The sequence below is a fragment of the Polaribacter marinus genome, assembly GCF_022662535.1.
Classification (GTDB): domain Bacteria; phylum Bacteroidota; class Bacteroidia; order Flavobacteriales; family Flavobacteriaceae; genus Polaribacter; species Polaribacter marinus.
Map to the genome: position 1 here is coordinate 1 of NZ_JAKQYM010000026.1, position 6,909 is coordinate 6,909.

Sequence of the window (6,909 nt, forward strand, 5' to 3'; positions counted from 1 at the left end):
TATATTGAAAACACACATTGATAAAATCATAAATTCCAATTTTCAGAATATGAGTGAGCGCAATTTTTGGCAACGGTCTAGTGTATGATTTCGTTGCGTGTTTAGGCAATAAAGTTAGCAAATAAATCACAGATAGAAAGTCCGCGAGGACTTTCGTAAGTAGGCTTTAACTAGCAATGAATTATACACATTGTTAGCCACTGTAATTTTATATTTTTTCAAACTTTTTTCCATTCCATTTATAAAAATTGGTCGATATTGAATGGTTTCCAGTTTCAAAACTTTCCTTGACAGTACCTTTCAGTTTTTCAATTGCCTCTTTGTCATTTGAGCCTGTTATGAAAACTAAATCACGATTCGGAATAGCAATTATAATTTCTCCGTTAACATCAAAATTCTCCTTTGTCCAAATGTCAGTCATTAACATTAGACTTACTTCATAATCTCCGCCAGCAATTAGTCCGAAATTCCCATTTTCACCAACTTTCTCTATTTTCGGTATAACGCTGTTTAAATTGTCTATCGAAAATTCCAAAAGAGAGTCTCTTGAGATTTCAAGTTTTTCAAATTCCTCTTGGTTGAAATAATGAATACTTTCTTCTCTATCCTCTGCGTAAACTATAATCAAATCCTCATTGTAAGGTTCCCAAATCAATTCTGGGATTTTATAGTCCTTAACAGAATTCCCAAGAGTTTTTAATTGTTCAAAATAGTCACTAGGTTTAATTATTGGAACAATTCTATTGACGTTTATTTCTTTGTCTTTGTTATAAACATCTCCAGAAGCATTGGAATATCTTTCAATGACTTCATCAATTTCTTTTGGGTCAAGTTTGTATTCACGATATGAGTTGTCTAAATAATGAGTTACTTCTCCATTCTCTCCATAAGTTGCTTTGAGAACTAACGGTTCAATAATTTCATAGTTTACGTTAGGATACTTCTTTTCCATAATCTTTACGTACTTCTTTGTGTATTGACTTTCAGTCAAAACTTTTGGCTGTGAAGAACATCCTGTTATGAATAATCCAAGTATGATGTGAAGCAGTTTTTTCATTATTGTGGCTAACGTATTTTTGTATGGAAAGTTGCGATTTTTGTGAACGAGGAATTTCCAACGGAAATTCAGAAGTTTACAAAAATGCAACAGCCTTTGTTTAAGCTAAAAGTAGCAATTTTTTATACAAGTTGTTGGCAAATGCGTGATTTTTTTATTTCGTTCAACTTTTTCATAATTTTCTTTTTTTTCAAAATTCAAACTCTGAGTGAGAATTCCGTAAACTTGCTAAATTCAGAGTTTGAGTAAGAATTCCACCATTTTGTTTTTCCGTATTTTGCTAAATTCCGCAAACTTGCTAAATTCAAGGCTTGAGTGAAAATTCCGCAATTTTGGATTTTCAGTGTTTGAGTAAATTCCATTTTATTAAATTTTTCAAACTCTCCAATTTTTACAAAATTTCACGAGCGAGAGATTGTTCCATAAATTTTAAATTTCTACATTTTCCGAAATTGGGTTTTGAAAAGAGAGGAAAAGCAAGAAGTAAATTTATAAAACAGACTTTATTTCGGCGCCTTTCCCGAGTTTTTGCCAACGTTGTTGTATAAGAAAAGTTGCGTTTTTGTCAACGAGGAATTTCCAACGGAAATTCAGAAGTTAGCAAAAACGCAACTACCTTTGATTTAGCACAAAATAGCAATTTTTTTTATACGTTGTTGTGCAACGTTTTTTTTATAAATCTATTACAACTATTATTCCAACAGTATTTAGATTGGTAAGTTGCTCATCATTTATTATTTGGTTATTTGTTGTTTTAAATTTACTTAAATCAATTTGTCCTATATAATTAATTCCAAAATTGAAATTGTCAAATACTTCAAATACAAACCCAAGACCAATTTGAGTTCCAAAATTCCAACCTTTAAAAATGTTTTTTTGAGTACTATTTAGGAATTGATATTCATCTTTGGCAATATTTTGAGTATAAAAGCCAAAGTTTGCAATCACTCTAAATTTGTCATAAACGTTATAATCCATTGTTGCAATTAACGGAATTTTAATTAATGTTCTTTCGTGGTAAAAATTTCCAACAGAATTAAATCCATTACCAGATAATTCGTTTAATCCAATTCCTGTTGCAATTCCAAATTTTTTATTTATTCTATAATTTAAAAGAAAATCTCCACCATTACTATTTAAGTTGTAATTTGGTTGATTGTCGTTCTGAACAATAGAATAACCAATTCCTGCATAAGTGATAATGTTAAATTTTGATTCTTTTTCTTCTTGAGATTGTACTAAATTAGCAGACAAAATAAATGCAATTAGTAAGACGTAATTCGATGTTTTCATTATTGTATTTTTATGATTTCTAATTTAACGTCGGTTTTTTCAAAATGTTGCACAACGTTGTTGTATATGGTTTGTTGTGTGTTTTAAGTAACTAATTTAGTAAATAATTACCGACCAAGAAAGTCCGCGAGGACTTTCGTAAGTAGGCGAGAAGCTAGCAATAAATTATATACGGTGTTGTGCCCCGTTTTTATTGAAATATTCTTCTTTAGCTTTTTCAGTTATTGTGTAAGCATATAATTGACCACTATGGACCCTTTTAACATAACCATATTTTTCATCTAGTCTTTTTCCTCTACCTGCTATTAAATAAGATGATACATCTAACTCTTCTGCTATTTCTCTAGCATATAATGGTTCTTCATTTTTTTGTAATTCATAAAGTAATGAGAAATCAACTTTAGGAAGAAGTTTTGATTTATCAATCTTCTCGAGTTCTTCTTGTATATTCTCTGAAACAGATGTTACTTTTATAGGATTCTGACACTCAACACATCGCATTTTATTAAATTTTAAGAACTCTAATTGTTCATAAGGATATGTTTTTGCGCAAGAAGGGTTAATGCAAATTATTTTTTTAGATTCCTTTAAAAATTCTTCAATTTTTTTAGAAAAATCAAAAGGTCTAGCAATAAAATATTTTCTATAAGCAGTACCTTCTGGTTTTCCCCATCTCAAGTTATTTAACATTGCTAACCCATAATTTATAGAGTAAATAGAAACTTTGCTTCCATCTCTATCACTCATTTCATTATATTTTGAAATGAAAAAGTTAAGCTCGAGAGTTTTGATAAACTGCTCTAAGTTTGGTGGAAAGTAGAAATGTGATGAAAAAGGGTTTTTTGAAGTGCTTTTGTATGATTCGCCAGTCAAATCTCCCGTAACAATTCTTTTTCTGATATCTTTTAGCGAATTTGTAAACACTTTAAGTAACTCTCCTTGTTGAAGAGCTGTTATTTTATCATCATATGAAATTAAACTATAAGTTGTTGTATCAAAAAATGAACTTATTACTTTATCATAATATCTTTCTGCAGCAGATTCAAGAGCTTTCTTATTAATTGGATTGTCATAAAGAATATTACTTTGATAACAATAAAATAAAACATAACCTACAATACGAGGCACGTTCATAGAAATTTGAAAAATTAATTTATAGTATTCTTCTATTGATTCATTTTTAGTGTCAAAGTAATGTTCAATAGGTTCTTTTGTAAAGTGGTTTATTCTACTGTCAATTAATCTTTTTGTAAAATCGATAGCTCTATCTTCCATTGTTCCTCTATCGAATTCAGAATAGAGGTTATAAAAATCTAAGTCAATAATATCAACTTTCCCTTTGTCAATATCTCCAAAATGAAGTCTATTTGGATATGCTGCAATTTTAAACTTTATAAACTCCTCGGACCAATTATTTAAAGGTGCAAGAACAACGTCAACGAATCTCTTTAATGAAGATTCTTCAATTTCAGAGAAGTCGTCTAAAAACACTATTAAATGCTTTATATTGATTAGTGCTAAAACTTCTTTTACTTCATTAATGACATCTTTAATTTGAAATACTCTTAGGAATATTTGAGAAAATTCATTTTCCCATTCATCTTGTTTCTTGTTGGTAATTCTTTCTTCATCAATATGAGATAGTTTGCCTTCTATTTTAGGACCAATTGTAGATGCACTTGCTCCAATTTCAGCTTGATTTTTAAAAGCTTTATCCTTAAAGTCTTCTGTTGAAGATTTTAATCTTCTATTAACTTCAGATATAACGGGTATTTCAATACTTTTTAAATGTTCATTACTTTCAATTTTATTTAAAATTTCTTTTAGTCTTTTTCGTACATCTTCTGTTTTATCAAAGCCTAAAATTCCTTTAATTTTATCAATTGTGGATTGAAACTGTTTGTCTAATTCTTTTATAATTTGAGATAAAATAGTTTGAATAAAAGCTCGTTCTATTAAGTATTTTTCAAGGGTTTTCTCAGGTATTTTTTCGGATAAATAATCAAATGAAACAAAATCACTTTTAGAACTTTCAAAAATAGTTTTAGTATCTAAATAACAAGAGACATATTCTTTTTTCTTGCGATACTCATTTTCAAGTCTCAATATTATAGTTGATTTTCCAGTACCTTTTCTTCCAACAAGGAATGTAGTATTATCGGAAAGACAACTTTTGAAAACTTGTTCATTCGGCAATAAATCAACGTACAATTCTTGAATTAAAGTATTACCTTTTGTATCTAATAAATCAGCTCTACGATACTTTTTTAGGGAATCTGTAGCTGAAAAGAAATTATTTTTATCTTTTTCTGTGTACATTAATTATTAATATTAGTTCGGTTGTTCTTAAATGGGGCACAACGTTGTTGTGTTATGAAAAGTTGCGATTAAAATGAACGGCTATTTTCCGAAGGAAAATAGAAGTTTATAGAAATGCCACTAATTTTTATTAAGCTAAAATTAAGCAATTTTTTTTACACGGTGTTACCAAAAGTAGTGATTTTTTAACTATAATTTCGGGTTTCTCTAATTTCTTCTTTTTTAATTTTTTCACGTTTGAGTGATTATTCCACCAACATTTTAATTCCACATTTTACTCAATTCCGCAATTTTGGTTTTTCAGCGTTTGAGTGTTTTCTTACGTGCTTAATTCCGCCAACAATTTTTACTTTTTTTTGATTTTAAAGAAATTCTCAGCCTTTCTGAATTTTCGTTTTAAAGATAATTTCACACAGATTTTACTCCGCATTTTGCTCAATTCCACACTGTTCAGTTTTTACTTTTTATTTTTCTAAATTCTCAAAAATGTAAACAAAATTCTTTCAGAATTTTCCAATCTTCAGAGAGTGTTCCGCAATTTTAAATTCTTTTTTTTTAGCTTTTAAATGCTATTTTAAATTCAGGATTTGAGTGATTGAGCTATTTTTGGTAACGTTGTTGTATAAGCTTTGTTGCGTAGTTTAAGCAATGAATTTACTAAATAAAACACGAACGGCGAAATTCCGAAGGAATTTCCCAAGTGAGCTAAAACTAGCAATAAAGTTTATACGGTGTTAGGTAACGTTTTTTCTTTTTACAATAGTCAACATTTTTGGATCTGTAAGCTTATCTCTTTCTTTGAAATCTCTCAAATTTATTTTTTTGTCAATAATTCCTTCTCCTATTATTATTCCTTCAAGTTTAAAATATTCTGATGTCATAGAAATTTCTCCACCATCTTTTATTTCATATAAGTTTCTATAGTTTGTTTTTGATGATTTTAATTTTTGAATACCTTCTTCATAGAAATTTGGATAAGCTATCTGCAGTTTAAAAAAGCCATTTTTCTCAAATTGTATAATATATTTGTAAATATGTGGAATTGCTGAATTAGCGTGCCATTCAATACTTATTTCTGTTTGAGATTCATAAATATTCTTATAATCAAGTAATTTTTCAAATTTGTTATTAAAACTCCATTTTTCATTAAAAAGATTTATGAGTTTTCCTTGTTGATATTTTAATTCGGTCAAGAGTTTTTTGTCGAATTCAGCTGATTTTTTCCAAGTTTCAAAAGGTTCAATAGATTCTCTATTCAACATTATTTGTTCACGTATATTTTCGGAATTCCTTTCAAACGATTTGTTTTGAAAAGCTACAGATTTTTCGATTAACTCTCTTAGAATTCTATTGTTTTCTTTCATTTTCGACAAATGTTACCTAACGTGTTTGTATATGGAAAGTTGCGGGTTTGCGTGCGAGGATTTTCCGAAGGAAAATCAGACGTAGCAAACGAGCAACGACCTTTGTTTTAGTACAACACCAGCAATTTTTTATATACGGTGTTGTGCGTTCGTACTTTTATTTTTTTCATTCCAATTGTCCGAATTCCAAGTTTCAATCCAATTGTCAGTTTCGTTAATTTTATAGTTATTCGGTTTTTCTCCGTAAAGTTCTTTCAGTTTTTTAGGTATTAGTGCATAATCAAAATTCCAAATTTTATTTCGGTCAGTTGTTCTAATTCCATCAAAATCTTCTCCATCTTGAGCTTCGTCAGTAAAATAAATTCCTGTTTTGTCAAATTCCATTGCCATTTCTTTCACGAGCTTTTTGATAAACTCAAATGTCAATTCTTTATAGTTACCGTTTTCAAAATTCCGTATTGTTTCCGTTTCAATTAGTAAGTCGCAAGAAATCCAATTGTCTTTAAATGTTTTATCAATCGCAGGTGTCCAAGCCATTACAAGTGGGCGGACTTTTATTTCTGAAAATAATGTTTTGTAAAATCCGCTGTCAGAATTGGAAAAATATACAAATCCATTGTCTTCTACTTCCCATTTTAAAGATTCAAAATCCTTTTTGATTTCTGTATTCCAAACTCCAATTCGTTTTAAAACTTTAGCGAATTTCTCAATTGAAGGCTTAAAATCATTACCATTCAATTTTTCATATGTCTGTATGTTGCTTAATTCTGGCATTTCGGTTTTTTCAGGTATGACGCACAACGGTCTTGTATAAGAATAGTGCGGTTTTGTGTGCGAGGATTTTCCGCAGGAAAATCAGACGTAACAAAAATGCAC

At 29.3% G+C, this 6,909-nt stretch carries 5 protein-coding genes; all 5 read right to left on the reverse strand.

Annotated features, from left to right (window positions below):
• Positions 1-208: 208 nt before the first annotated feature.
• Positions 209-1,057: a DUF1444 family protein gene (locus MC378_RS14900; protein WP_242179595.1), complete on the reverse strand. Its 849-nt coding sequence runs from the start codon at positions 1,055-1,057 to the stop codon at positions 209-211.
• A 672-nt stretch (positions 1,058-1,729) separates the two neighbouring features.
• Entirely contained in the window at positions 1,730-2,350 is a 621-nt protein-coding gene (locus MC378_RS14905) for a porin family protein (RefSeq protein ID WP_242179598.1), read from the reverse strand.
• A gap of 165 nt (positions 2,351-2,515) precedes the next feature.
• Positions 2,516-4,669, reverse strand: a complete 2,154-nt coding sequence (locus MC378_RS14910) for a hypothetical protein (protein ID WP_242179600.1) — start codon at positions 4,667-4,669, stop codon at positions 2,516-2,518.
• Positions 4,670-5,403: 734 nt separating this feature from the next.
• A complete protein-coding gene (locus MC378_RS14915; protein WP_242179601.1) occupies positions 5,404-6,033 on the reverse strand; it encodes a hypothetical protein in 630 nt (209 codons plus the stop codon).
• A gap of 129 nt (positions 6,034-6,162) precedes the next feature.
• Positions 6,163-6,807 carry a hypothetical protein gene (locus tag MC378_RS14920; protein WP_242179602.1) on the reverse strand — a complete coding sequence of 215 codons (645 nt, stop codon included), beginning with the start codon at positions 6,805-6,807 and terminating at the stop codon, positions 6,163-6,165.
• Positions 6,808-6,909: the final 102 nt, after the last annotated feature.